This window comes from Mucilaginibacter sp. KACC 22773 (genome assembly GCF_028736215.1).
Classification (GTDB): Bacteria; Bacteroidota; Bacteroidia; order Sphingobacteriales; family Sphingobacteriaceae; genus Mucilaginibacter.
Genome location: NZ_CP117883.1, coordinates 103,171 through 129,070 on the forward strand (window position 1 = coordinate 103,171; position 25,900 = coordinate 129,070).

The following is a 25,900-nucleotide window of genomic DNA, read 5'->3' on the forward strand; positions in this document are numbered from 1 at the left end:
AAAATGAAGCCAACTTATGTGTAAATTATCCCCACACTTTTAACAGGGCAAATACGCCTGCCGCAATTAAAGCAGAAATTGGAATGGTGATAATCCAGGCCCAGATAAGGTTAATGGTTACACCCCAGCGCACAGCAGATACACGCTTGGTTAAACCAACCCCAATGATAGAGCCTGTGATGGTGTGTGTAGTAGAAACCGGGATACCAAACCTTTCTGTAATAAACAGGGTGATGGCACCTGCGGTTTCGGCACTTACACCTTCCAGCGGGGTTACCTTGGTTATTTTTGAGCCCATGGTTTTAACAATTTTCCAACCGCCGCTCATAGTACCCGCCGCGATAGCTGTATAACAGGCCAACGGGATCCATTCGGGCATAGGCGCGCCGGCGTGAATTACCTTGCCTGCAATTAAGGTTACATATAATATACCCATTACCTTTTGGGCGTCGTTACCACCGTGTGCAAAGCTTAATGCCGCTGCCGATATCAGCTGCAGCCTCTTAAACCAACGTTCGGCAGTAGCAGGCTTTGCGCGTTTACAAATGTTTAATATCAGGATGGTTACCACGTAGGCTATAAGTAAACCTATAAACGGAGCCAAAACAATATAAGCGATGATTTTAAGCACATACTGCATTTCAATAGCGTGTAGTGCATTTGCGCCCATATAAATAGCATTGGTCATCCCGGCACCCGCAAAACCGCCAATTAGCGTATGCGATGAACTTGAGGGGATACCAAACCACCAGGTAATTAAATTCCAGGATATAGCAGCCACCAGTCCGGCCAATATTACATGCAGGGTAACATAATGTTCCAATACAATTTTTGATACTGTATTGGCTACCTTATGGTCTTTTATAAAAAAGTAGGCGGCAAAGTTAAATACAGCAGCTAATAGTACAGCCTGAAAGGGGGTAAGCACTTTGGTTGATACAATGGTGGCAATTGAGTTGGCAGCATCATGAAAACCGTTAGTGTAATCAAAAACGAGTGCAAGTAAAACTATAACAACAAGTAGTGAGGTAACCATTTAGTGATGATTAGGTATGCTTAAGCGTTTTTAACTAAAATAGATTCCATAACGTTGGCTGCGTCTTCGCACATATCGGTAGCGGTTTCCAGGGCAGCAAGGATTTCTTTATATTTTATCAGGCGGATAGCGTCTTTTTCATAAAGAAACAAATCGGCCACGGCGCGGTCAAAAACATAATCGGCCTGGTTTTCTACGCTATTTATCCTGATGCATGAATCGGCAATGTTACGTACGTTGCGTAGGTCTTTCAACTCGCGTACTGCTTTTTCCAGGTCGATGCTTGCCTGGAGTATCAGGTCAGATAGTTTGCGGATGTGTTCGTTAAAGTCATCTATCCGGTAAAGGCTCATGCGGTTGGCAGCGCCCTGGATGTAATCGGCAACATCATCAATAGCTGTAGCTAACGCATGGATGTCCTCCCTATCAAAAGGAGTAATAAAGTTTTTGCCCAGTTCCAGGTATATCTGGTGGGTAAATTCATCGCCTTTATTTTCAAGCTTGTCAATTTGTTTAAACAGCTCTTCGCGGGTGGTAGCGTTATTGGAGTTAACGGCCTCGACCAAAATAGTAGCCATGGCTACTACATTGTTTGCTGCCTGCTCAAATAAAGGAAAAAATATCTTTTTGTCCTTAGGTACAAAGTATTGGAAAATGCTGTTTAATGACATGATGCTTAAAATTGGTGTAAAGGTACGGTTGCTATGTTAAATTAATGTTAACTTTTTAACACTGGTATATTGGGGAAAGGTAAAGTTTGTTTTGCTCTTTGCAAAGTAAAGCCAAAAGTTGATCCCAAACCCTCGGTACTGCGCACATTAATGGTTTGCTGGTGTGCCTCAATAATGTGTTTTACAATGGCCAGCCCCAATCCAGAGCCCCCAATTTGGCGCGACCGGCTGGTATCCGTGCGGTAAAAGCGTTCAAACAGGCGTGGCAAAAACTTTTCTTCGATGCCGATGCCATCATCGGTAACCTCTACCAAAACCTGGTCGTCAAGTACAAAAAGGCTTAATGATGTGCTTCCTTCTTCTTTACCGTACTTAAATGAGTTATCAATCAGGTTAACCAATACCTGCCTTATTTTTTCCCTGTCGGCATATACAATGATACCTTCATCATATTTCTGCTTAAAAATCAACTTAATTTTGTACTGCTTGCCTTTTATCTCGAGCGATTCAAAAACTTCTTTAATCAGGTCGTTAATTTTAAACTTGCTGTAATTAATTGGTATCTCGCCCGATTCCAGCTTCGAAATCTCGTCCAGGTCCTTAATCAGGTAGCTTAGCCTATCCACATTCTTAGAGGCTTTTTCCAGGAATTGACGCGCCATCTCGCGGTCTTCCATATCATCATCCTGCAAAGCTTCAATGTATCCCTGTATGGCAAAAAGCGGGGTTTTAAACTCATGCGAGATATTGGATAAAAAATCGCGGCGGAATTTTTCCTGCTTGCGCAGGTCGTCAATCTCTGATTTTTTTTGTTTTGCCCATTCTTTTACTTCCTGCTCCACATCATCAATAGGGTTGGCGGTTACATGTTCGCCCAGGGCATCGCGCAAATCGCGGCCAAGCTTTAAATTGTGAATGAGTTTATAAATTAGTTTAATGCGCGAGTAAATGTACTTTTCTATCAGGTAGTAAAATACAAAGTAACTTACCGCTATGGTAATGGTGAAAGTAACCATTACATCATACCATTTATGCTGAAAATAAAAGTTAACCGCCGATAGGGTAATGGCAACCCCGGTAGCTGTAATTAAAACCAGTACACGCAAATTCATAGCGTAAAGCTACGATTTATAGATTACTAAAGCCCAGCGGAATGGCCACTTCCATGTTAATTTAAAGTTATCAATTTGTGCTTTTTTTAGCAATGTTAATAATTCCCGCTTTTTAAAACCCCGCTTTACCGATAGTGGCCCATCGTAGCGTACCATTTTATTACGGGTGAAAACATTTGTAATAAAAATAACGGCATAATACAGCGCCCAATGGCGGTGCAAATCGGTAATGATTATTCCTTTTTGGGCCGATGCATACATGTTTTTAATCATCTTGATCCATTGTTCGTCGTCAAAGTGGTGCGTAAACAAATTGCTGATAATGATATCGTGCATGCCTAAAAGGTGGGTATCGTTTATCACATCGGCCTGCACATAGCCAATGCCGGCAAACGTTTTTGATGCATTGCGCGCATAATTTATTGCTGCCGGGGCTGCATCAATGCCGGTAAGTTTTAGGGTTATCTGTTGTTGCGTTGCCCATTTGGTAATGGCAATCAGTGTATCGCCACCACCACAGCCCCAATCGCTTATAGAGTATCCTTGCTTTACCGGGAAGTTTTTTAAGGCTCCTATGGCTTCCTTATGCCCGCCAAACCATGAATTTATTTTGCCAAGCCCCTCCAATACCGGTGCAATCTCGGTATCGGGCAAGGTTAAATCGTCCATTATCTCGGCATCAAAAGCGCGGTGTTTTAAATTGGGCATGGTATCAATACAATAACCTTATGAAAATGGTTTTCCGTGAGTTTTACTGATCAGGTACCTGGATAATGGCGGTAAGCCGTTTAACAGGCGAAGCGTAAGTGCGGTTGTGTTGTTATTGCCAAACAGGCGCTGCAATTGCCGGCCTACCCAAAGTCGCTGCGCAAATTGCCGGTTCCAGGCATCGGTATAATCGGCCTCTAAAGCTACACGGTTATCTTCATAAAATTTGCCGGTTTTATAATGACTGATAATTTTTTCTGACAGGATTTTGGCCGAGTGAATAGCCATGGTCATGCCGTTACCGCATAGCGGCGCTATCATCCCGGCCGTATCGCCGCTCATTAAAATATGGTTATCAACCGGTGCTTTTTTTTCAAACGATATCTCGTTAATTACCTCGGGCTTATCCAGTAAAAATTCGGCATTGGTAAAAATATTGTCGAGATATGGGTTTTTGCGGATAACGTTTTCTTCCAATCCCTGCAAACTGCCGTATTTGCGCAGGTCATCGCGGTGCGCCATGTAGCACATGCAATACCTGTCGCCGTCGGTTTTGCTCACGCCGCAATAGCCATCTTTATAGTTATTGAGCTGGATAAGATCCTGCGGCAAATCCATTTTTATATGAAATTTTACAGCCAGGTAGGGGCTGCGTTTATAGAAAAAGGGCCGCTTCAATTTTTGATCGAGGTTTGACCGCTTGCCGAATGAGCCGATTACCAGCGGCGCCGTTAACACTTCGCCGGGCGTAACCACCTCAAACTGATTGCCGGTGAAGCGCACATCTTCAACCCTTGTACCTATCAAGAAATTTACGCCTTCTGTTGCCGCTTTGTGGTATAAAAAATTGTCAAAGGTGTACCTGCTTAAACCAAAGCCGCCCAGATCGAGCTTTTGGGTAAATTTAACGCCCGAGGCGGCGGTAACTTCCACCCGGTTAATGCGGGCAACATTCAGCTGATCGAGGTTGATATCTAAAGTATTTAAAAACGGGATTACTTCGTTGGAGATATACTCGCCACATACACGGTGCATGGGGTATGTTTTTTTTTCGACGAGGGTAACGTTTAAGCCGGCGCGGTTTAATAGTATCGCGTTAAATAATCCCGCAAGGCCACCGCCAACTATAATTACATCGTTCATATGCTTTAGCAAGACATTTTCAATATCATACCCTCAACCGTTAGCCCGGGCCCAAAAGCAAAACTCATGACCTTTTGATCGATCAAACTTTCGGCCTTAAGCATTTTTTGCAGTACAAACAGGATGGTGGCTGATGACATATTGCCATACTGCTGCAGGGTTTCATAGGCAAAAGCGTTGCTTTCCTCGGGTAGCTCCAGCGCTTCCTCTACCGCTTCCAGTATCTTACGGCCACCGGGGTGTACAGCATAAGCGGTTATTTCATCTGCATTAAGTTTTACCTTTTGCAAAAAGCGGCCTGTTAAAGCCTTAATGTTTTTTTTGATTTGTTTGGATACCCGCGAGGTTAACTTCATCTCGAACCCGGTATTGCCTACATACCAGCCCATATCGTCGCGGGCTTCGGTCACAAATTCCGAGTAAAAGTTTTTTAAGATGAGGTTGGTGCCAGCCCTCATGCGTTGCAAAGAGTTCTCGACCAACACTGCAGCGGCCCCGTCTGAAAACAGGGAGTTGGCCACCCAGTTGTCTAATGTATTATCTTTTTGAAAATGGAGCGTGCACAACTCCACACTTACTACCAAAACTTTGGCCTCTGGATTGGCACGGCAAATATAATCGGCCACTTTAAGGCCGTTAATGGCGCCATAGCAACCCATAAAATTAATACAGGTACGTTCGGTATCGCGGTTAAGCTCCAGTTTCTCTACCAGTTCAATATCAATGCCGGGGGCGTGCATGCCCGTGCAGCTGATGGTAACCAAATGGGTAATTTGTTTTAAAGCATCGGCCCCGAAACCGGCAAGGCAATTTTTAACCGCATTTATGGCAATAGCTATAGCCTCGTCCTGGTAAAGTTTTAAGCGTTTGCGGGTATCCGGAAAAGGATTAAAACTTCCGGATGGATCAAAAAAAGTATAATTGGAAGGGTCGCTTTCGCCAAAATCCGGGATCACCGAGTAACGATAATCAATGCCTGAGTTATCGTAAATGCTTTTTAACCGTGCGGCGTTAGTTGCATCCAACCCAAAAGCATTCACCATAAAATGGTAAATATCCTGCTGGGCTATCCGGTTATGGGGATTTGCTATCCCGATGGCACTGATGCAACTCTCCATTAATATTAGCTTTATTTAAGTCGATAGTCTTTAGTCTGAAGTCGTAAGTCTCTTTCGGCTTCAGACTAAAGACTTAGCGACTTTATTTAGTGATCTCCGTTTCTATCGAAACATTGGCCTCATTGGATAAAATCACGTTTTTACCACCGATGCCAAAATCTGTCCTTAAAACCTGGAAATCACCTTTAAACGTCGCATTGCTACCCGCTTCAACATACGTAAAAGGTATTTCTATCAGTTTTGTTTTGTCTCTTATAGTTACGTTAAAACTGCCCGTATAGTTGTTTCCGCTTTTATGTTTAAATGAAACTGATTTTAAAATGATCTTTGGGTATTTTGCCACATCAAAGTAGTCTTCGCTCTTCAGGTGGTTATCGCGGCTTTCATTATCGGTATTAACCGTATTTGAGGCCACAGAAGCCTCGATTGAACTTGTTGCGAGACTGGCGGGCTTAAAATTAATATCGGCGTTGAGGCTGCCAAAAGAGCCCTCGACGTTAAACCCAAGATTTTTAATTTTAAATGTAACTGCCGATCGGGTTACTTTACTTTGCGCAAACGTGTTTGCTGCTAAAAAAAATATAATTGCAATGCTAAATAGTTTCCTGGTCATACTCTTGCTAAGGTGATTTTCAAACATAATAATTTATCTGTAACTAATTTTTACATTAGTAAGATTAAGCAACCTGCTGCAGGTTTAATACGTTTCAACAAATAGTATTGGTTGCTTTTACCTATGGATATAAATCTGCCCGCATGAAATTGAAACAATTAATCCCCACACCATCGGCCTGGGCCCACATGCGTTTTGTTTTCTCTGTTTTTTTGTTGCCTGTTTACCTGTTTGCTTTTAGCCAGGCTACATTTGTGCAGCCGGGGCAGGCTGTACTTATATTTTTTATTTGGCATTTTTTGGCGTTCCCGGCCAGCAACGGGTATAACAGTTATTTTGATAAAGACGAGGATAGCATCGGTCTGCTGGAAAAACCGCCCGAGGTTGATATCAGCCTGTACTATTTTTCTATCCTGCTGGAAGCGCTGGCCTTTGGCCTGGGTTTTTTAATTAGCTGGGAGTTTGCTGTGGCAGTGCTTGTTTATGGGGTTATGTCTAAATTGTATAGCCATCCGGCTACACGGTTAAAAAAGTACGCCATCATCAGTTTTTTAACGGTATTTATTTTCCAGGGCTTCTTTATTTATTATGTCACCTATTCGGCGTTAAGCGGGCTCAGCCTGTTCAGGCATTGGGATACTGGGTTTATTGTTGCCGGGGCAATTTGCTCGTGTCTTATTGGTGCTTCGTACCCGCTCACCCAGGTTTACCAGCACGATGAAGACAGCCGTCGTGGCGACAGAACGATTAGCTTATTATTGGGCTACAAGGGATCTTTCATTTTTTCGGGCGCTATGTTTGCGCTGGGGATAGCATGCTCTTTTTACTATTGGCATTTGGAGGGCAAAATGGTCAACTTCTATTTTTTCCTGGTATGCGCGCTGCCCATATTTTTATTTTTTAATTACTGGTTTTACAAAGTAGGCAAATCGACAGCTAACGCCGATTTTAAAAATGCCATGCGCATGAACTTTTTAAGTTCGGGCTGTATGCTGGTTTACTTTGGCACCCTGGCACTGATGAGTTAAAAGGTTGAAATATGGATGGCATGCGAATTTATAAATACAATCCGTACTTTATTTTGCCCATGATACTATCCGTGCTTTTACTGGGCCAACCAGTGTATTCGATTTTTAATAAGCTTTTGATTTATAAAGATTATTCCAGCGCTATCATATTGGTGCTGGTTATCGATTATTTCCTGTTGTTTTTTACCCGGCACATTTATTATGTGCTACGGGGCACCCCGGCTATTATAATTACCCGCGAATTTATTTTTATCGAGAAAAATGGTTATACGATTGCCTGGCGGGATATTGAAAGTATAGATAAGGTACAGGGGCTAAGAATGTCGCTTAGAACAACCTGGCGCAATTGGCCCCAAATAAAAAATCCCATAGTCAGGATTTACTATGGGTATATGGCCAGCGGAATTTCGATACCAGGTATTTTAATTGCCGGCGATACCGAACAAATGAGTATTACGATAAGGGATTATTATTTTAAGTATAGGTATGATTAGCGTGTTGTCGGCGAAGTTGGCCAATAATACTGGCGGTCTCAATTTTATTGGAGCCAAGCTATTCATAGTGCACAGCCTTAGTTGTGAGCCAGTATCCGTTCTTTAACGTAAGCGGAGAGGGGGAACAATTATCTCGACTAACCTCAAAAATGGATGCAGTTAAGTGACCGCGAGGTTCTGAGATTTATTCTTTTTTTTCCATATAAATTTTATTATCCTCATCTTTTGAAAATCGATCATAGTAAAAGATTACATATATGACATCAATTATCAACGAAAATGATACTATCCAAAACAATGACCAATCAGAACCACCAAACCACCAACCACCAAACTTTATCAGGTAGCATATAACATAGCCAATGCTAAATATTGCATATGGGATTTGAAATTTTAAGTCGTTACAATTCCGCCGTTTATACGAAACAAAGATCAAAGGAATCATTCCAATTAGCAAACATGCAAAGCCGAAGTGTTGAAGTTTTACCATAACAAATGCCAAAAAGAAAAATAGCGCCGAAAGGAAATCACATAGAACATAAATCCAATCCCTAGCCACCTTATCCTTGCTTAAATCTTCTAAATCACCGTACAAATGAAGGTAATCTACTGTATAAAAAAGAGTAATTAGAATTTTTATGACCATCGGTAATGTAAAATAAAGAGCTAAAGATTTTACTTGGTCGGCGCTTTGTGGAATTAATTCGTAAATCATAGACCCGACAAACCCGGGATATATCAATCCATAAATTAGCTTTTCCCAATGTGCTTGGCTTCTACAAATATTCATGTCTGTTATTTATATTCATTTAGCCTTTAATGTAGCTATAAATAAATACTTATTTTTATCGGTATAAACTTAATAAATATGAGCGACAATAAACCAAAGATTGTAGTGCAGGATTTCCAAGCAGGATATTTAACCTTGCCTTTTGAAAAGGGGCAGTTTAAAGAATTTGTATCTTCACTACTAGGACAACCTCAAACGATTAACAAAATTATCCCCGGGCAATTTGAAATTCATTTAAAAGATTTACAAAACTTTAATGATTTGATAGATCAGAGAATTACGCAACAGAATAATGGGGCATTAATACAATTAAAAACACAAATATTCTTCTCAGATAGTTCTTCTGTCTTATTAAGTTCTTTAAATGAGTTACTTACATACAACGAAGTAAAACCTATAATTTCTGAAAAAGTAATTATGACTTGGGGCTATTTAATACAATTTGCAGATAAAACCATTCCAGAAAAACAAGAAATAGAATTGACTATTTCAACTAAACGCGATCGAGGTATAGCTGATCTAATAAAGGTGAATCTGATATTAACAGAATCGGTTTTAAAAGTGGATGAAATAGGCCATTTTGAAATAAACATCAGACATACCGCGCGGAGTTGGGGAAACGATATCGAAACCCTCTTAACCAACCAAATTAATTCTATACTATTGAAAGATGATAGTTTTAAGTTATTTATTGCAAACCACAGATTTTCAATTGTTACATTAATCGCTGCCATAATATCATTTGCAAGCATTTATAGTTTAAATTTACGCAACGAGGCTTATTTAAAGCAGGCCCAAAAAATTGTTGCCCCTTTTATTAAGAACAATAGCATCAGTGATAAAGTCAATTACCTAATAAATTTTAGCACTACAGACCATACAGATTTCGCTTCTGCTCAATTTCTCTTTTGCTGCTTTTTAATTATACTATTCTCCATCATCTTTGGTGTCACGATTCTTGAAATGATAGATTTCAAAAATTATTCATTTATTGTATTGACACGAGAATCAAAAAAGAACAGAGAAGATGTTTTATTAAAGCAAAGAAAACAAACATCAGCATTTATAATGTCATATCTCGGAAGTATAATAGCTAGTATAATCGCAGGTTTTATATATGCGTTTTTAACAAAATAGTAGTTTCTTGCTATATATTTCTCAACTCTCCTTTTCGTAAGCACCACGCTAGTGAAAAGTTTTTGAACTGCTGATGTGAATTCAATAAATGTAGATAGAGGTCATCCTCTTCTAAAACTCCACATGCACCCTTAACGAAAATACATTCACCGGCCCCCGGTCTTTATTATACGCCGGGTTTACAATAAACTGGTAATCGGGCGAAAGCCAGAACTTTTTTTGATAGGCGTTAATCTTGTAATATAATTCGGCAATCAGTTCGTTGCTGTAATTTAATTTGCCATCGCCTATAATAAAACCGTAACCGCCTGCGGCCAGGTAATCGCGGTGCGGGCCTGATAGGCCGTTTGCCACAAATGCCAGCCCAAGTTCGTCGTCGCTGCGTTTCCAGGAGTTGCCTTTTAATACGCCGCCGAAGCTTAACGAGCGGTCTATCTCGGTAAAATACCAGGTTTCAGTGTGCCCGTCATTATAGCTCAGTTTGGCAAATACGCCAAAATCTTTGCTCAGGTATTGGTCGGCGCTAATGCCGAAGCCGTATTTGTGTTTGCCATAAACCAAATTGGTATCAACTACGGGGTTAACAGCGCTTATGGCAAGGGCATCGCGGTATTTGCCCATTTTGCCGTTATTACGGAACCCTAAAATGCGCAGGGTTCCTTTATTGCCGTTAATAGTATAGCGCCTTTCATACTCCATTGTCTGGGTATTGGCCTTGCCAACTTTGGCATCCCAGATGGCTCCGTTGGCCGTAGTTGTCGACATGGTGAAGGCAAATCTCAGCGTCCAGTTGGGCATGCCTAACTCGGTATGGATACCCATGGCATAGCCCCGGGTGTTGGCGGGGTAATCCCAGGCACCGTTATCCATCAGCGACCAGTTCATGAACTGGGATCGTGGGTCGTGGCTAAATTCGTTACCGTCATAAAAATCGGCCATGCCAAATTTGCCTGCAGTTACCGAAAAATAGCGTTTGCTTTTTAAGCCGGCAAGCTGGTTATTATCGTCCTGCAGGGTATCTTTCTCTTTTCCCCATTCAAAGTTTTGGGTAAAGTATAGGCGTGCGATATAAATTTTAGGCTCCGAGCCGCCAACGCGAAAAGTTTCGCCATTGGGGAAACCTGCAACACCCAGTGTTTTACTTAAGCCCGATCCGCCGGATAGTTCGGGGTTAAAAAAAGCCGACGCGCCTTTCCAAAGCCTGGCCCCGCCAAATAACGTGGTGGTGATGGAAGTTTGCGTTTCTGATTTGGTAAGCAAACTATTATCGCCGGTATAATTGGCCCCGAACGATGGTTTATACTGGGTAATAACCGTTTGCTGGAAATGGAAGTTAAACCGTTGCTGCTTAAGCGTATCCTGAGCGCTGGCAATAAGTGTGACGCCCAACAGGGGCGTTATAAAAAGTAAAGATTTTTTCATGCGTAAAAGTTGATCCTGAAACGATTATCGGGGCTTATGGTTTGCACTCCAGGTAAAATTGATGTAAGTAAGCTACCATAAACTGATGACGTTGTTCGGCCAGTTGGCGGCCGGTTGGGGTGTTCATCTTATCTTTCAGTAATAATAATTTTTCGTAAAAGTGATTGATTGAAGGGGCTGGCGAATTTTTATACTCGTCTTTACTCATGTTTAAATTAGGCTCAATTTCGGGATTGTAAATCTCACGTCCTTTAAAACCGCCATAGTTAAAGGCCCGCGCTATGCCTATGGCGCCAATGGCATCAAGCCTGTCGGCATCCTGTACAATAGCCAGCTCGGGCGAGTGGAAGGTTGGTTTATCAAAGCTTGATTTGAACGACATATGCCGTATAATTTGCTGCACATGTTCAATGACAGCTACATCAACATCCTGGCTCAGCAAGTAGTTGCCGGCAGTACGCGGCCCTATTTCTTCATCGCCGTTATGAAATTTACTATCGGCAATATCATGAAGCAACGCGGCAAGTTCAACAATGAGAGGATCGGCTTTTTCGGTTTGGGCTATCAGTTTGGCGTTGGTCCAAACGCGGTGTATGTGCCACCAGTCATGGCCACCTTCGGCATTTTTTAATGTTTCACGTGCAAATTGTACGGTATTATCAATGAGCTGTCCTGTTTCCATCCGGCTGCAAATATACATTACCCGGCGAAAAAGGAGGCTAATTAATGCATATTACGCGGCGGCCGTTTTTTCGGTAGCTATTAGCTCATGTACATCAACCTCCAATATGGTGGCTATCTGGAAAAGTCTTTCAACCGTTATTTTGGTATAACCAAGTTCGATTTTACTATATGCATTTTGCGATATTTTTAGCTTCGCAGCCAGGTATTCCTGGGTATAATTTAACTGTTCCCTTGTTCGCCTGATATTTGCCGCAATCGCTTTAACTTTATTATTCAGCGTCTCTTTCATCTCTATTAATCTATTATTATCTAACGATATTAATAGATCTTTGGATTTTTTGTTTTAAAAAATTTATCTAACGCACTCAAATAGAGGGCGAAATGAGGTTTTTGACACTATGAAAAAAGCTGTAAATCCAACCCATATAAACCGATAGTTTAATTCGCTTTTTAGTTTTTGTTAAAAATATTATTGCTTTATATACCTGCTTTAATCGTTTGCTTGAAAACTTTTCGCTTAAAAACCATGATTATAACGGTATAATGTGGGTGGATGAACTGCCGGGAACATAAGCGTTCTTTAACTTATAGTTTAGCTATAAATGTGTTACAAGCCCGCTTTTTTTAGAAGTATTTTTTCACAGGCCATCTATCACCCGAAATAATTTCCTTGGATATAAAAGTCCGGTATAAGCTGTCAATCCGGTGAAATGCCGGCTCAATTGCTAAAACTCGTATTTAGACTCTGAAGAGATCACCCGCTTTCGCCGCTCTACATCGGTTTCCAGGCTATGATCGTACGTGTTATCAGTAACGGTAATATTCAAATCCTTGTCCCTGTCGGCCATATACATATTAGCCTCGGCTATTTTGGCTACGGCCACATCATATGGTCCCTTGGGCGACATTAGTTTAACAAATACCGGTAAACATTCAAATAAGATGAACAGGTAGCCAATAAATGAGATGGCCATATAGGTGTCCAGATCGCGCGTGCCATTTTCATTGTATGATAGCTGGCCCAACGCCCAGTTCCGGTCAGAAAAACCGGCCACATTGGCCAGGCTATCCAGCTGATGATCGGTAAACAGCCGGGTGCTGTTTAGCCCCTCATAATCTTTGCGGTGGCCCAGGTATTCGTCAAGCTGACCCAGGTTGTCAGTTACAGTTTTCAGGCGGGCTTCTTTTTCTTCCAGTACGGCTTGCTTTTGCTTGGCGTAGGTGCCGTAGCCGGTTATGCCCGATGTTTGGTTGGTTTTATCGCCAAAAACCTCCTGGTTAAGCAGGAAACGGCTCCGGTTAATATCTTTTTCGAGTGAATCTTTTTCCTTTTTCAGATCGCTGGTTTTCCCCATCTCCATGGCATACTTTTGATTGTACGTTTTTTCGAGGGTGTCAATTTTGCGGTGCTGGCCTTTTAGGTAGGAGAGTTTTAATTTCTGGCGGATCTCTTTATCAAATATCTTCAGTTCCAGCGGGCGGGATATTACTATACCAATCATTATCGCCAATAATATCCGGGGTGATGCCTGCAGTATCTGCTGGTTGGTTGTTCCTTCTTTATTAATGCTGGATACGATATAACGGTCCATATTAAAAATGGCCGTTCCCCATAGCAAACCAAACAGTATTGCAAAGCCAACGGCAAAAGCATCGCCGTTAAAAACAAAGTACATAGCATATCCACCTGATAGCGAGGCAAACAGCGCCGTGAAAAATATGGTAGCCCCGATGCCCACATACTTATTATGCTCGATGGGGTATTTTTTTAGTGTATCTATATGCGCTCCTGAACAAAACCAGAAAAAGCGGGTAATTTTTTTCATGTATGTAGTTTTTTAAAATAGATGCCGGTTAATATTTATGTCAAATTATCAATCAGGCTATCCGCTATTTGCCGGGCAAAGATGGTTAAAAAAGCATATTGTGCAGCAAATCATATAATAAACGCTCTTAGGCATTGATTGTTACAAAAATTGCGTGTAATTATTTGCATTGGAAAAAAAGCTACCTTTGGATTATAATTTTATTGATCATGAACGAGATAACCGTACAGGAATTAAAAGAAAAAAAAGAAAAAGGCGAAGATTTTCAACTGATTGACGTTAGGGAAGATTTTGAATATGAAACATCAAACCTTGGTGGATTATCTATCCCCCTTGGCGGCATTTTAATTGAGAGCGAAAAAGTATCTAAAGATAAACCGGTAGTGGTAATGTGCCGCAGCGGCAAACGCAGCGCGGCAGCTATTATGCAACTGGAACAAAGGGGTTTTACCAACCTGTATAACCTGCGGGGCGGAATTTTAGCATGGGCGGCCGAGATTGATCCTGACTTAAGCGTTTATTAATCATGGCTTTTAAATTAATACTTAACGTGCTATATACCATTGGTTTGGTATTGTGCGCGTTTGTGGCTTACCAGTATTTTATGGCCAAAAGCTACCCGGTTATGGCTGCTGCGATAGCTGTGGGGCTGGTGGTAGCTTTCCTGAAAATAAGACTGTTAAAAGACGTAAGGAACTCGCAAAAAAAGGTGTAACTTCATTGCATGTTTATAGCAATATTAGGAGTTATCGTGCTCGTGGTGGGCATCGTACTCAAACGCTCGCCCGAACCGGCCAGCCATTTTAGTAGTACCATAAGTATAGTTGGCGGGGCAATGGTGGTAATTGGCCTCCTGTTATCCAGCTTCAAGGTTATTGAGCCGGGAAAAGTTGGTGTACAAGTACTTTTTGGCAAAGTGCAGGACCATATATTAGAAAGCGGCCTGCATATAGTAAACCCCGTTGTCGAGATCACGACCTTTGATGTGCGGCTGCAAACATACACGATGAGCGCCGTTCATGACGAAGGCTCAAAGGAAGGTGACGATGCAATCCGTGTACTGTCGTCAGATGGTCTTGAGGTGGCTATTGATCTTTCTGTCCAGTACAAAGTAAATGCCGATAAAGCGCCCTTTATTATGCAAAATATAGGCGAAGACTACCTGGAAAAAGTAGTGCGTCCGGTCTCCAGGACTGCCATCCGTGATAACGCCGTGAATTATGCGGCGGTTGACCTTTATTCAACCAAACGGCAGGAATTCCAGGATAGGATAAACAGGTTTATTACGGCCAACTTTGCCAAACGGGGCCTGGAACTGCAACAGATCCTTGTGCGTAATATCACCTTGCCGGCTTCGGTAAGGGCCAGTATAGAGTCAAAAATAAACGCAGAGCAGGACGCCCAAAAAATGCAATTTGTATTGCAAAAAGAAAAGCAGGAAGCCGAACGTAAACGTGTAGAGGCCCAGGGGATTGCCGACTATCAAAAAATCCTTTCAACCGGTTTGTCGGATAAGCAACTACAATATGAGGCCATCAAAGCCCAGATTGCTATAGCCACTTCGCCAAATGCCAAAGTGATCATCATGGGTGGCGGCAAGGGAAACCCGATAATGCTGAGCGATAAATAATACCACGGATTTAATACACACGAATATTCGCGAATTGGATCGAATTTCACGAATGATAAGCAGACTTCCGAAGTTTTTAAAACTTCGGAAGTCTTTTTTTAAGATAATGTTATTCGTGTCCGTTCAAAAGTAAAGCCCCGTTTATTCCAATTTCAGAATAATGGGGCTTTAAGGTTTTATTAGGGTACAGCTGGAGGTTCTGGAGCTCTTTTATACTACTATCATGCTGAGTGGTATAATGTCGCGAGGCCCTAAAGGGGAAATGGCATTCAACAATAAAAGACTGTCATGCTGAGGAACGAAGCATCTGTTCACGAACTTTTCGATCGGTCATGCACCGCTGATAGATCCTTCGTTCCTTAGGATGACAGGGAAAAAGAAAGGCTCTTATTTCACCAATGTACCAATGGCTTCGCCTTTGGCTATTTTCATGAAGTTGCCTTCTTTGTTCATATCAAATACAATGATAGGCAGCTTGTTTTCCTGGCAAAGGGTAATAGCTGTCATGTCCATCACGTTTAAGCCTTTATCATATACTTCCTGGAAGCTGATCTCGTCGTAACGGGTTGCTGTTGGGTCTTTCTCCGGGTCGGCGGTGTAAATACCATCAACGCGGGTGCCTTTTAATACAACATCGGCTTTAATTTCAATAGCGCGCAATGATGCAGCAGTGTCGGTAGTGAAGTATGGGTTACCGGTACCGGCACCGAAGATCACTATTTTACCAACCTCTAAATGGTGCATAGCGCGGCGGCGAATGTATGGTTCGCAAATTTGCTCCATTTTAATAGCCGATTGCAGGCGGGTTTCCACACCAATACTTTCTAAAGCATTTTGCAGTGCCATACAGTTAATAACGGTGGCAAGCATGCCCATATAATCGGCCTGTGCACGTTCCATGCCCGATTTTTCGGCACTCAGGCCCCTAAAAATATTACCGCCGCCAACAACTATCGCAATTTCCATTCCAGTGTCGTAAACACTTTTAATATCCTGGGCATATTGCAAAACCTGCGCATTATCAATGCCATATTGCCGGGTACCCATAAGCGATTCGCCCGAAAGCTTCAGTAAAATTCTTTTGTACTTCATTTGGTGTGATTTGTTATTAACAGAAATAGTGGGAACTTGCTTTTGTAGATATCATGAATTGATAAAGCGTTGTTCATATGAGGTGTCGTTCCGCAAAAATAGCGAATAAAAATTAGTGTTAAAATTTTATGTTGTCTTTGTTAATAAATGACCGTTAAGGTAAGTTGCTTCTACCTCAAAATCAGCATTAAAAACAACCATATCGGCAATAAAGTTTTTCTCAATTTTGCCTTTTTTACCCTGTTTTGCCAATTCGGCCGGGTATAATGAAGCCATGTTAACAGCTTCGGCCAACTCAATGCCTACTTGTTTCACACAGTTTTCTACCGCTTTTAGCATGGTAAGCGACGAGCCAGACAGCGTGCCGTCGGGCATTACATATTTATTGCCAGCCAGCCGGTGCTGGTAAGCGCCCTCGTTAGTTGAGGTAACGGCATCCGTAATCAAAAACAGTTTATCACCCAGCTCACGCTTGGCCAGGCGTATCATGGCCCAATCAACATGGTTACCATCGGCTACAATGCTGGTATACGGCCGTTCTTCAAAAATAGCGGGAATGTAGCCTGGTTCGCGGTGGTGCATTTGCGGCATGGCGTTAAAAAGGTGGGTTACCGCAGGGATGGGCTTATTTAAAAATGCTTTCCCCTCGGCGTAAGTAGCATTGCTATGCCCCGATGATATGATAACACCCGCAGTGTGCAGGTAATCAATCACCTCCTGGTCCTGCAGTTCGGGCGCTATGGTAATCATTTTTATTTCGCCTTCGGCGCGTTCCACCCATCCTTTTACCTCGGCAAGGGTAGCTTTTTTTATATATTTTTCGGGATGCGCGCCTTTTTTGGCCGGGTTTAAATACGGCCCTTCCAAATGCAGACCCCAGAAAGCACCCTTCGCTTGTTTGCGATAGGCTTTAGCTGCATCAATTCCCGCTTCAACAATTTCATTGGTATTGGTACCTATAGTAGCAAAAACGCCGGTGGTGCCCTGGTTAAGCAAATCGCTTTCCAGCCGCTCCAAAGCAGCTACCGTTGGCGTGCCGGCGAATAATAAGCCGCCGCTGCCATAAATCTGTAAATCAATAAAGCCGGGAGCAAGGTATGAGCCTTTTAAATCATGCTTATCGGCATCAACGGGAATGGCGGTATCATCAATAACATCGATAATGGTGTTGCCTGAAATTAAAACGGCTTTGCCATGGGTTATTTGCCCATTGGAGATTAGTTGGAGATTGTGGAGTGCTGTTATCATGATACCTGAAGTTTTACCTACATGTCATTGCGATGAACTACGGAGACGACTCACCCCGACATCGCTTCGCTCGTCTGCCCCTCTCTCCGGCTGTGCCGCATAGAGGGGCGGAAAAGTTTTTTCTTACTAAACCCTCTTTGCGCGAAGCGGAGAGAGGGTGGTCGGGCGTAGCCTCGACCGGGTGAGTCATCGCCGACTCACCAAACAATATTGCAAAAAAAATCCCCCTCGTTTTAAAACGAGGGGGATAATATAATTAAGCTCCTAAAGCTACCCGCTTAAATGCGGTTACTGTGAGGCCTTTTTCAACGGTGGCCAGGAACTGGGCAACGTTTTTAGATGAATCTTTTACAAACTCCTGGTTTAACAGGGTTGAGTCTTTGTAAAACTTGTTCAGTTTACCTAAGCTGATTTTTTCAACCATTTCTTCTGGTTTACCTTCAGCACGGATCACGTCTTTAGCAATTTCCAGTTCACGCTCAATAACAGTGGCATCAACGCCATCTTTATCAACCGCAATTGGGTTCATAGCTGCAATTTGCATAGCAACGTCTTTGCCAGCTTCGTCGGCACCTTCAGGGTTTGAGTTTAAAGCTACCAATACACCTAAACGGAAGTTACCGTGTACATAAGCGATAACTTTTTCGCCGGTGATGATCTCTAATTTAGAAACACCAATTTTTTCGCCGATTTTACCGGTCTTGTCAATAACAGCTTCACCAATAGTAGTAGTGGTGTTTTCTGTATCGATAGAAAGCGCGTAAAGTTCTTCGATGCTTTTTGGCTGGTTTTCAACTGCTTTGTTAGCAATTTCGTTAGCGAAAGCGATGAACTCAGCATTTTTAGCTACGAAATCAGTTTCGCAGTTAAGTTCGATGATAACACCTGTTTTGCCATCGGCGCTGGTGCGCGATATAACAACACCTTCGTTTGATTCCCTGTCCTGACGGCTTGCTGCAACTTTAGCACCTTTTTTTCTTAAAAAATCGATAGCTGCTTCAAAATCACCGTTAGTTTCAGTTAATGCTTTTTTGCAATCCATCATACCGGCGCCTGTTTGTTGGCGCAGTTTATTTACGTCGGCTGCAGATATTTGTACTGTAGACATCTTTTTTTGTTTTAAGTGGTATGTTATGAGTTATAGGCTACCGGCAAATTTAATATGCCCCTGTAACCTGCAACTGTATTTAGTATTAAAAAATACAGGTTGTAAAGTATCGGTATATCTACCTTAATTCTACAACCTATATGAAAAAGTCGTAAGTATTAAGCTCAAAGCCTCAGAGTATAATTCCAGACTTAGTACTTAGTACTTACGACTAAAATATAATTACTCTTCTGTTTCGGCAGGTGCTTCGGTGTCAGCGTCGGCTACAACGTCTGCAACTTCGGCAGTTTTTCTTGCTCTTTTACCGTCTTCGCTACGATCTTTAACTTCAGGAGCATCAGCTTTTGCTTTAGCAGCAACTGCTTCTTTTTCTGCTTCGTCTTCTTTATCGCGTTTGCGTTCTTCCAAACCTTCTTCAATCGCTTTGATGATAATGCTGGTAATCAATGAAATTGATTTGGTAGCATCGTCATTCGCAGGGATAGGGAAATCGATGTTTGAAGGATCGGAGTTGGTATCAACCATAGCAAATGTAGGGATATTCAACTTCAAAGCCTCAGATACTGCAATATGCTCTTTCTTAACGTCGATAAGGAATAATGCTGCAGGTAAACGGTTCAAATCAGCAATACCACCTAAAAGGGTTTCTAATTTGATACGCTCACGTTGTATCATCAGTCTTTCTTTTTTAGAAAGGTTGCTGTAAGTACCATCTTTAGTCAATTTATCGATGTTTGACATCTTTTTGATCGACTTACGTACGGTAGCAAAGTTAGTTAACATACCACCCAACCAACGCTCGGTGATGTAGGGCATGTTTACACTTTTTGCATAATCAGCAACAATATCTTTCGCTTGTTTCTTTGTAGCTACGAATAATACCTTACGGCCTGATTTTACTATTTGTTTGATAGCTGCAGCAGCTTCTTCAACCTTAGTTAAGGTTTTATTTAAATCGATAATGTGGATACCGTTACGCTCCATGAAAATGTACTGTGACATTTTCGGATCCCATTTGCGGGTAAGGTGACCAAAGTGTACACCTGCATCCAGTAAATCCTGATATGTTGTTCTTGCCATTGTGTTGTCCTCCTGTGATTAACGTTTACTGAATTGGAATCTCTTACGTGCTTTCTTACGACCTGGTTTCTTACGCTCAACCATACGGTCATCGCGGGTCATAATACCTTTAGCGCGTAATGCTGGTTTCTTTTCAGGATCCAGTTCAACAATGGCTTTAGCGATAGCTAAACGAACGGCTTCTGCCTGTCCTTTTACACCACCACCTGCAACATTTACTTTAACATCAAATTTTCCGGTGCTACCAGAAACCTCAGTGCTCTGAGTTACGATGTACTGTAATGGCAATGTTGGGAAGTACTCTTTGTAATCTTTACCGTTAACGATGATCGCACCATTTCCTTCTGAAAGGTAGATGCGGGCAACGGCTGTTTTTCTTCTGCCTGAAGTGTTAGTTGTTGGCATTTTTTTTCTCCTTTGAAATTAAAAAGTTAAATGGTTGTTGGGTTTTGTGCTGCATGTGGATGCTCGCCACCTGCATATACATACAGGTTACCAAATAATGCTTTACCCAAACGACTTTTAGGTAACATACCACGAACGGCTTTTTCAATTACGCGTTCAGGATGTTTTGCCATTAACTCCTTAGGAGAAATGAAACGCTGACCACCTGGATAACCAGTGTAAGAAACATACTGCTTTGCGCTGAATTTGTTTCCGGTCAACTTTACCTTGTCTGCATTGATAACTATTACATTATCACCGCAGTCTACGTTCGGGGTGAAATCTGGCTTGGTTTTACCACGGATGATCATTGCGATCTTAGTGGACAAGCGCCCCAAAATCTCGCCTTGTGCGTCAACAACAACCCATTGTTTGTTAACGGTTTTTTTGTTGGCTGAGACAGTTTTGTAACTTAACGTATTCACTTGCTTTAAATTAAATTGTTTAAACGTTTATTATACCCCGCATTTTCGGGACTGCAAAGATACAGCTTATTATGTTATTAACAAATAGTTTTGCACTAATTTTTAAGCAGTTATTCATCCTGCTGTTCAGGCAATTAAAACCAGAGGCTTTTGTTAACAAGTTAGCTGCGGGTGCAAATGTTTATCGGTATTTGTCGAGCTAAGACGCTAAAAGATCAGATCGCGTTGCCCTAAGTGTCCTCACTTGCGGCCCGCATGCTAACTATGCGTATATTATCGTTTTGATGCAAAGTCCGATCAAAAAGTTATTGATAACTTGCAAAGTTATTCCCCCAAAATTGGCGTTGAAGTACAATAAAATATTGAGATGATAGAAATTAACGGTTGGATTTCACTTGAAAGTTCCACAGACGGAGAAGATAAATTGACAGAAGAAGTTATTTTAATCATAAATGAAATTATAGAATCGCATAATTCGTTTAATCAATATTTTAGAATTTTATCTATAAATGGTAATTATGTAGTGCAGATAGCTTTAAATCACAACCATAATTTGGGTTATGTAGAAATGGTAAATGATTTAATAAATGATATTTGCAAATTGGCAAAGGCGAGTTACGGGATAATATATTTGCGGGATGACGAAAATGAATTTGATTTTAATATGTTTAAAATATTGAGAATCGCTAAAGGGCAGGTTTCCTATGAGAATGACAAGTTGATTTCTCCTTGTAATCCTCTTATTGAAGACTAACCACCTACACTCCCCCTCCGCTGCCGCAAGTGTCCTCACTTGTGGCCCGCATGCTAAGTATGCGCCGTGCCTTTAGGACAATCAACTATGTTTCTCGTCAACCTCAATTCTTTCTCTTTGCAAATTGAGATTCCGTTTAAAAATATGCAAATTCCGGATGAAACAAACATCCGGAATTTATATATTCATTACTACCCATGACATGTTTTCTTTTCGAGGTGCGTGGGCCTGTCACCCTGAGTAAGTTTTATTTGCGCACAAATAATGTCATTGCAGATGACAAGCTATTCCCGAATTTTGTAAAAAAGCAACTTATGGCAGTGTAGCAGTTTAGCTCCTGGTGTTTTTTACCCGCCCCTGAGTTTTGCTTCAGGAAATAGCGTAAGCATTTTGGTGATACTGTTAGCAGCAGCATTCCCGTATGGCAGCGTGCCTTTTTTATCTATCGCTCTCCTGAGCCATAAGTTGCTTAATTATTAGATCTTAAAAGCAAAGTTATGGCAAAAGAAACAACTTTTGAAACAGTTCATGAAAACGTTGCGGGTATTGATATCGGCGCGGAACAAATTTTTGTATCCCCGGACGGACAAGAAGTGGTCACCTTTGAAACCTTTACATCGAGCTATTATGCCTGTGCAATATATCTGCGGGAAAAGGGGATAAAAAAGGTTGCGATGGAAGCGACAGGGGTATACTGGATCGCTTTGTACTTTCTATTAGAAGAACTTGGCATGCTGGTATGCCTGGTCAACCCTAAAGAAACAAAACAAGCAAAAGGGAGAAAAACAGACGTAAGGGACTGTCAGTGGATCCAAAAGCTATTTGCAGCCGGCATCCTGCGTCATAGTTTCATTCCACAAGGCAAATTCATGGAACTTCGTCACTTAGTCCGTGAGCGGCTGGATATCATAAGCATGGGCAGTACCTATGTTAATAAAATGCAAAAATGCCTGGAACTGATGAACATCAAGCTTCCGGAAGTCCTTAGCCAGATCCATGGCACCAGCGGGATCAATATGATCAAGGCCATATTATCGGGTAGCCGTGATGCTGCTTATTTGCTTAGTCTTTGTGATGACCGTATCCAAAAGTATAAAGGCGAAAAAGTAATAAAAGCTTTGGAGGGGCGATATAATGATACTTACTTGTTTATGCTTGAGCAGAACCTAAAGCTTTGGGAAATTCATCAGCAACAAATAAAAATGATCGATAAGGAAATAGCTCACTTGCTGGATGAACTAAGTGAAGACAAAGAAGAAGTGGCAGCAGGCAAAGCTAAACCAATACGTCACCATGCACCCAAAATAAAAGGGCTTCATGCTACCATGGCCCGTTTATACGGCGTAGATCTTACCAGTATTCCGGGAATAAATGACTACACAGCATTGCGTTTAATTGGCGAAACAGGAACGGATATGAGTCGTTTTGCTACCGCTAAAAACTTTGTAAACTGGGCGAGCCTATCGCCAAAAAGTCACCGGAGCGGAAAAATGAAAAAAAACGTGAGAGGTATGCCTTGCAATGTTGCCGGACAAATCTTTAAACAGTGTGCTCAATCACTATTGAAAAGTAAAGATAGTGCCATCGGAAGTTTTATGAGAAAGCTTCGCGGCCGGAAAGACTCGGGAATAGCCATAAAAGCAGGTGCCAGAAAGCTGGCTATAGCCTACTACAATACATTAACCAAAGGAACCGCGTACGTAGAAGAGGGAACTAGGCGTTATGAAGAGCAACTAAAGAAGAGAGAAATGGCATCATTGAAAAGATTAGCTAAAAAACACAATTTACAACTGATTGAAAATCAAAATGCTGCCTAATGTGTCAATGGCAGAGAAATGGCATCATTGAAAAGATTAGCTAAAAAACACAATTTACAACTGATTGAAAATCAAAATGCTGCCTAATGTGTCAATGGCAGCCTGTCGAAGGGTCGCGCGGAGAGGCCTTTTGCCCACTATGGTTCGACAAGCTCACCATGACAGCCCTTTTTACGATGTCATTCCCCCTTCAGAACTTCGCGAAATTTTACTACTTAGCATGACATGTTTGGTTTTACATGAACATTGGCTTTGAACGCTGGCTACGACTCACCCCGGCTACGCTACGCTGGCCGCCCCTCCGGCTTGCGCCGCAAAGAGGGTGGTCGCTCATTTTTCTATTTTATTAACCCCTCTATGCGACGCAGGTGAGTGTTGCGCAACTAAGCGTATAAGGCACGGAGGTTCAAATCTTGTCGATCAACCTCCTGAGATTTTAATATCCAGCTAATGCCAAAAGCAAGTTAGTCGATATTCAAATCTCAGGGCGTCAAAATGCCATAAAACATGCACTTTTTTTTGAGCGTTAGTTGTGCAACACTCACCGCAGTCGGAGAGAGGGGTGACGGGCGGAGCCTCGTCGGGGTGAGTCGACTCGCCGCCATGCGATATATGTCATCCCCCCTTCAGAATTTGGCCAAATCTTATCACTACCCATGACAGCCATTTTCCAATAATCATTCCACATCCCGCAACGAGAACTGTCTTTAAATTTAAATACGCATTAAAATCATTGATTTACAGTCACGTCACTATAAGCAATTTTCATCTTTGATTGGCCTTTCACTATAACCCTACTTCTTTTTAAACCAGGGCACAAACACGCTGGTACTCGCCTGGTATTCTTTAAAGGCCTCGCCTTTAGACCGGAGGGACTGTTCTTCTGTGGCGGGGATGCCGGTTACTTTTAACAATAAGTATAGAATTACCGCCGGGCTGATAATAGCCAAAATGCCCCAGGGCGATCCTAAAGCAAATACAAAATAGGAAACCCACATGAGCCACTCAAAAAAATAATTGGGGTGGCGCGAGTAGTTCCAAAGGCCTATTTGGCAAATCTTACCTTTATTGGCCGGATCGCTTTTAAAGGTGGCCAACTGCCTGTCGGCAATGGTTTCGCCGGTTACGCTGATAAACCAAAGGATAAAACCGGCATACTCCAGCGGCGATAATACAGTTTTGGTGTTAAGTCAGGAAACAAAAAAGGGAATGGCCAAAAGCACATTTGATATAGCCTGGAACTGGAAGAAAAAGAAAAACTTCTTTTCGGCATTGGGTGCCCACTCTTTGCGTAACTACTGGTAACGCCCTTCCTCCTCATCCAAATGCCTGGTTATGCGGGTAGCCAAGTGGGTGCCTAAGCGTACACCGGCTATTATTACCATAGCACATATCAATACTTTGCGGTCGTGATAACCGGGGGCTAAAAAAAACAGGATAATGGCAATAACCGGGAAGTTGTACGACCAAAAAATATCAACCACGCCAGCATTTTTAATTTTATGTGCCCAAAGCCATACCAGCACCATAATGCCGCAACAGGCCAAAAGGCTGTAAATTACCAAACACAAAAGCGAGCTGTTATCCATTTTTCTTCCCGAATAATTCTTTTACCCCCTCGCCCGGTTTAAGCCGGAAAAGCTGGATGAGCACAAAAGCGCAGCTGGCAATACTGCCCAGCGCAAATGATAAAATGAGCCAGGTGATTTTAACAAGCAGGTACTTCTCTTTATAGCATACCCAAACAAATATAACCAAAACATTGGCGTAAAAATCCCATAGTGTAGCCCGCATCCAGGGGATGGAACCCAGGTAGTAAACAGGTTGCTGTTCAGGCTGGTTGTTATTACCACATAACACATCCACACCAAAACAATGCTAAACAGAATTTTTAAGGCATTGATAATGGCCTGTGCTTATTTGTTTTTTGCGGCCTTGATAAATGCAAGTGCATCGTCCGAGTGTTCTTTACCCTGCATCATGGCTTCGTGGGTGTAAACTATTTTGCCCTTCAAATCAACAATAAAAGTTTCGCGGCCGGTCATAAAAAACTTTTTGTGGATGCCAAACTTATTATAAACCTTGTTGTCGGGGTCGCTTAGTAAAGTAAACGGCAGTTTGTAGTGGTCGGCAAAGCCTTTGTGGCTGGCAACCGTGCCGCCGTTTATCCCTATCACCATGGCTCCGGCTTTGGTAAACTGGTCAAAACTATCCCTAAAGGCGCAGGCCTCTTTGGTACAAACCATGCTTTCATCTTTCGGATAAAAATAAATAACCAAAACCTTTTTGCCCACGTAGTCGGCAGTTTTAAATTCTTTGCCATTTTGGTCGAGCAGCGAAAATGAGGGCATGGCGTCGCCGGTTAATAATTCTTTACCGGTTTGGGCCTGTGCCGCGCAGGTAAACAGGAAGGAAGCCCCTAATATAATAAGCAAATATTTTAGCATGGTGGTGTTTATTTCCATAACCTACGAAATTTTTGAGCACAAGCGATTTAATTACCGTAAAATAAAAAGGCCA

Annotated in this window: 28 protein-coding genes and 1 pseudogene; 8 read left to right on the plus strand and 21 right to left on the minus strand. The window is 42.0% G+C overall.

Annotated features, from left to right (window positions below; translation table 11 throughout):
• Positions 1-25 precede the first annotated feature (25 nt).
• The 7 genes from PQ469_RS00435 to PQ469_RS00465 all read right to left on the minus strand — a co-directional run bounded on the left by PQ469_RS00435 (position 26) and on the right by PQ469_RS00465 (position 6,401).
• Positions 26-1,036: an inorganic phosphate transporter gene (locus PQ469_RS00435; RefSeq protein WP_090638699.1), complete on the minus strand. Its 1,011-nt coding sequence runs from the start codon at positions 1,034-1,036 to the stop codon at positions 26-28.
• A 20-nt stretch (positions 1,037-1,056) separates the two neighbouring features.
• On the minus strand, positions 1,057-1,707 hold the full coding sequence (locus PQ469_RS00440; protein ID WP_090638703.1) for a DUF47 domain-containing protein: 651 nt from the start codon (positions 1,705-1,707) through the stop codon (positions 1,057-1,059).
• 47 nt (positions 1,708-1,754) lie between these two features.
• Positions 1,755-2,819, minus strand: a complete 1,065-nt coding sequence (locus PQ469_RS00445; protein WP_090638707.1) for a sensor histidine kinase — start codon at positions 2,817-2,819, stop codon at positions 1,755-1,757.
• Between the two features lie 9 nt (positions 2,820-2,828).
• Positions 2,829-3,527, minus strand: a complete 699-nt coding sequence (locus tag PQ469_RS00450) for a methyltransferase domain-containing protein (RefSeq protein WP_274211230.1) — start codon at positions 3,525-3,527, stop codon at positions 2,829-2,831.
• Between the two features lie 18 nt (positions 3,528-3,545).
• Positions 3,546-4,670, minus strand: coding sequence for an NAD(P)/FAD-dependent oxidoreductase (locus PQ469_RS00455; protein WP_274211231.1), 1,125 nt, complete (start codon positions 4,668-4,670; stop codon positions 3,546-3,548).
• A gap of 5 nt (positions 4,671-4,675) precedes the next feature.
• Entirely contained in the window at positions 4,676-5,788 is a 1,113-nt protein-coding gene (locus PQ469_RS00460) for a type III polyketide synthase (protein ID WP_274211232.1), read from the minus strand.
• An 82-nt stretch (positions 5,789-5,870) separates the two neighbouring features.
• Positions 5,871-6,401 (minus strand): YceI family protein, encoded by a 531-nt coding sequence (locus tag PQ469_RS00465; RefSeq protein ID WP_274211233.1) that lies wholly within the window; start codon positions 6,399-6,401, stop codon positions 5,871-5,873.
• Between the two features lie 143 nt (positions 6,402-6,544).
• Here PQ469_RS00465 and PQ469_RS00470 point away from each other — a divergent pair, with 143 nt between their 5' ends.
• Together PQ469_RS00470 and PQ469_RS00475 are read left to right on the plus strand one after the other, a co-directional pair.
• Positions 6,545-7,429 (plus strand): UbiA family prenyltransferase, encoded by an 885-nt coding sequence (locus PQ469_RS00470; RefSeq protein ID WP_274211234.1) that lies wholly within the window; start codon positions 6,545-6,547, stop codon positions 7,427-7,429.
• A gap of 11 nt (positions 7,430-7,440) precedes the next feature.
• Positions 7,441-7,923 carry a hypothetical protein gene (locus PQ469_RS00475; protein ID WP_090638740.1) on the plus strand — a complete coding sequence of 161 codons (483 nt, stop codon included), beginning with the start codon at positions 7,441-7,443 and terminating at the stop codon, positions 7,921-7,923.
• A gap of 184 nt (positions 7,924-8,107) precedes the next feature.
• Here PQ469_RS00475 and PQ469_RS00480 read toward each other — a convergent pair whose 3' ends face one another.
• Complete coding sequence (locus tag PQ469_RS00480; RefSeq protein ID WP_274211235.1) at positions 8,108-8,713, minus strand: hypothetical protein; 606 nt, start codon at positions 8,711-8,713, stop codon at positions 8,108-8,110.
• A 78-nt stretch (positions 8,714-8,791) separates the two neighbouring features.
• Between PQ469_RS00480 and PQ469_RS00485 the strand changes: the two genes are divergently transcribed.
• On the plus strand, positions 8,792-9,850 hold the full coding sequence (locus tag PQ469_RS00485) for a hypothetical protein (RefSeq protein WP_274211236.1): 1,059 nt from the start codon (positions 8,792-8,794) through the stop codon (positions 9,848-9,850).
• Positions 9,851-9,961: 111 nt separating this feature from the next.
• Here PQ469_RS00485 and PQ469_RS00490 read toward each other — a convergent pair whose 3' ends face one another.
• The 4 genes from PQ469_RS00490 to PQ469_RS00505 all read right to left on the minus strand — a co-directional run bounded on the left by PQ469_RS00490 (position 9,962) and on the right by PQ469_RS00505 (position 13,782).
• Positions 9,962-11,272: a carbohydrate porin gene (locus PQ469_RS00490; protein WP_274211237.1), complete on the minus strand. Its 1,311-nt coding sequence runs from the start codon at positions 11,270-11,272 to the stop codon at positions 9,962-9,964.
• A 34-nt stretch (positions 11,273-11,306) separates the two neighbouring features.
• Positions 11,307-11,954, minus strand: coding sequence for an HD domain-containing protein (locus tag PQ469_RS00495; protein WP_274211238.1), 648 nt, complete (start codon positions 11,952-11,954; stop codon positions 11,307-11,309).
• A 51-nt stretch (positions 11,955-12,005) separates the two neighbouring features.
• On the minus strand, positions 12,006-12,245 hold the full coding sequence (locus PQ469_RS00500; protein WP_090638771.1) for a helix-turn-helix domain-containing protein: 240 nt from the start codon (positions 12,243-12,245) through the stop codon (positions 12,006-12,008).
• A 436-nt stretch (positions 12,246-12,681) separates the two neighbouring features.
• The gene (locus PQ469_RS00505; protein ID WP_090638780.1) at positions 12,682-13,782 is read right to left on the minus strand and encodes a DUF4407 domain-containing protein; all 1,101 of its coding nucleotides are present in this window, start codon (positions 13,780-13,782) and stop codon (positions 12,682-12,684) included.
• A gap of 209 nt (positions 13,783-13,991) precedes the next feature.
• Here PQ469_RS00505 and PQ469_RS00510 point away from each other — a divergent pair, with 209 nt between their 5' ends.
• The 3 genes from PQ469_RS00510 to PQ469_RS00520 are packed head-to-tail and all read left to right on the plus strand — an operon-like array spanning position 13,992 to position 15,412.
• Positions 13,992-14,306: a rhodanese-like domain-containing protein gene (locus PQ469_RS00510; protein WP_090641589.1), complete on the plus strand. Its 315-nt coding sequence runs from the start codon at positions 13,992-13,994 to the stop codon at positions 14,304-14,306.
• Between the two features lie 2 nt (positions 14,307-14,308).
• A complete protein-coding gene (locus PQ469_RS00515; RefSeq protein ID WP_274211239.1) occupies positions 14,309-14,497 on the plus strand; it encodes a DUF6358 family protein in 189 nt (62 codons plus the stop codon).
• 9 nt (positions 14,498-14,506) lie between these two features.
• On the plus strand, positions 14,507-15,412 hold the full coding sequence (locus PQ469_RS00520; RefSeq protein WP_090638802.1) for a prohibitin family protein: 906 nt from the start codon (positions 14,507-14,509) through the stop codon (positions 15,410-15,412).
• 387 nt (positions 15,413-15,799) lie between these two features.
• Here PQ469_RS00520 and pyrH read toward each other — a convergent pair whose 3' ends face one another.
• The 6 genes from pyrH to rplM form a co-directional block, all read right to left on the minus strand.
• On the minus strand, positions 15,800-16,504 hold the full coding sequence (gene pyrH / locus PQ469_RS00525; protein ID WP_090638821.1) for a UMP kinase: 705 nt from the start codon (positions 16,502-16,504) through the stop codon (positions 15,800-15,802).
• Between the two features lie 126 nt (positions 16,505-16,630).
• Entirely contained in the window at positions 16,631-17,752 is a 1,122-nt protein-coding gene (gene nagA / locus PQ469_RS00530) for an N-acetylglucosamine-6-phosphate deacetylase (RefSeq protein ID WP_274211240.1), read from the minus strand.
• Positions 17,753-18,008: 256 nt separating this feature from the next.
• Complete coding sequence (gene tsf / locus PQ469_RS00535; protein WP_274211241.1) at positions 18,009-18,860, minus strand: translation elongation factor Ts; 852 nt, start codon at positions 18,858-18,860, stop codon at positions 18,009-18,011.
• Between the two features lie 222 nt (positions 18,861-19,082).
• Positions 19,083-19,940, minus strand: a complete 858-nt coding sequence (gene rpsB, locus PQ469_RS00540) for a 30S ribosomal protein S2 (protein ID WP_274211242.1) — start codon at positions 19,938-19,940, stop codon at positions 19,083-19,085.
• A gap of 18 nt (positions 19,941-19,958) precedes the next feature.
• Complete coding sequence (rpsI, locus tag PQ469_RS00545) at positions 19,959-20,345, minus strand: 30S ribosomal protein S9 (protein WP_090638861.1); 387 nt, start codon at positions 20,343-20,345, stop codon at positions 19,959-19,961.
• A gap of 26 nt (positions 20,346-20,371) precedes the next feature.
• Positions 20,372-20,809 carry a 50S ribosomal protein L13 gene (rplM, locus tag PQ469_RS00550; RefSeq protein ID WP_090638869.1) on the minus strand — a complete coding sequence of 146 codons (438 nt, stop codon included), beginning with the start codon at positions 20,807-20,809 and terminating at the stop codon, positions 20,372-20,374.
• Positions 20,810-21,176: 367 nt separating this feature from the next.
• Here rplM and PQ469_RS00555 point away from each other — a divergent pair, with 367 nt between their 5' ends.
• Both PQ469_RS00555 and PQ469_RS00560 read left to right on the plus strand, forming a co-directional pair.
• Positions 21,177-21,563 (plus strand): Imm7 family immunity protein, encoded by a 387-nt coding sequence (locus PQ469_RS00555; protein ID WP_274211243.1) that lies wholly within the window; start codon positions 21,177-21,179, stop codon positions 21,561-21,563.
• Between the two features lie 497 nt (positions 21,564-22,060).
• Positions 22,061-23,380 (plus strand): IS110 family RNA-guided transposase, encoded by a 1,320-nt coding sequence (locus tag PQ469_RS00560; protein WP_274211002.1) that lies wholly within the window; start codon positions 22,061-22,063, stop codon positions 23,378-23,380.
• 794 nt (positions 23,381-24,174) lie between these two features.
• Here PQ469_RS00560 and PQ469_RS00565 read toward each other — a convergent pair.
• The 3 genes and pseudogenes from PQ469_RS00565 to PQ469_RS00575 all read right to left on the minus strand — a co-directional run bounded on the left by PQ469_RS00565 (position 24,175) and on the right by PQ469_RS00575 (position 25,845).
• Positions 24,175-24,969 (minus strand): annotated as a pseudogene (locus PQ469_RS00565) (DUF1295 domain-containing protein).
• On the minus strand, positions 24,962-25,246 hold the full coding sequence (locus tag PQ469_RS00570; protein ID WP_274211244.1) for a DUF1475 family protein: 285 nt from the start codon (positions 25,244-25,246) through the stop codon (positions 24,962-24,964). The pseudogene PQ469_RS00565 and the gene PQ469_RS00570 overlap by 8 nt, the downstream one beginning before the upstream one ends.
• A 50-nt stretch (positions 25,247-25,296) precedes the next feature.
• A complete protein-coding gene (locus PQ469_RS00575; protein WP_274211245.1) occupies positions 25,297-25,845 on the minus strand; it encodes a peroxiredoxin in 549 nt (182 codons plus the stop codon).
• Between the last annotated feature and the right edge of the window lie 55 nt (positions 25,846-25,900).